1 protein-coding gene and 1 pseudogene are annotated in these 517 nt (G+C 49.5%); both read right to left on the bottom strand.

The features are described from left to right. Positions 1-202 (bottom strand): transposase (locus AQ981_RS26750; protein ID WP_071609033.1); only part of this gene is annotated, 202 nt, incomplete at its 3' end. Positions 203-267: 65 nt separating this feature from the next. Further along, a pseudogene (locus AQ981_RS25465) lies at positions 268-517 on the bottom strand (helix-turn-helix domain-containing protein); the annotation flags it as partial.

Raw genomic sequence — 517 nt, 5'->3', positions numbered from 1 at the left:
TCTGGAGACGGCGGATCTCGGCCTGAGCATCTGACTGTTCTTTATTAGTGGAAGAGTCCGGACCGTACTTCTTTATCCAGGCGTAAAGGCTGTGGGTAGTGATGTCAAGACGTGTTGCAACGCTGGAAACAGAATGACCACGATCAAGAACCTGTTTCACAGCTTCAATTTTAAACTCTTCAGGATAACGTTTACTGCTCATGGGCACCTCTCTTTTAAGTCATCTTAAATGACTCTGAGGTGTCTGTTAAACCTGTGGCGATTCATTTTGAAGTTTTCAGGATTGTGGCGCAGCCAGACAGAGCGGACACCACTTCCTGAGATAAAAACACCCTGTTTACGCAGCTCATTGCTGGTCCGGTGCTGACCATGCGCAGGAAACGCGACTGCATAGTCAACAACGGCCTGTTCAGTTGCGTCGTCGGTACGATTTTTGAGATTGGGGGCGCGTCGGCTGCGGTTAATCAGCGCATCCACACCGCCTTCATCAGCCAGTTCGCGATAACGGTAAAACGTA

The organism is Entomohabitans teleogrylli (genome assembly GCF_001484765.1).
GTDB classification, from domain to species: domain Bacteria; phylum Pseudomonadota; class Gammaproteobacteria; order Enterobacterales; family Enterobacteriaceae; genus Entomohabitans; species Entomohabitans teleogrylli.
This window is presented reverse-complemented; position numbering and strand designations above follow the sequence as displayed.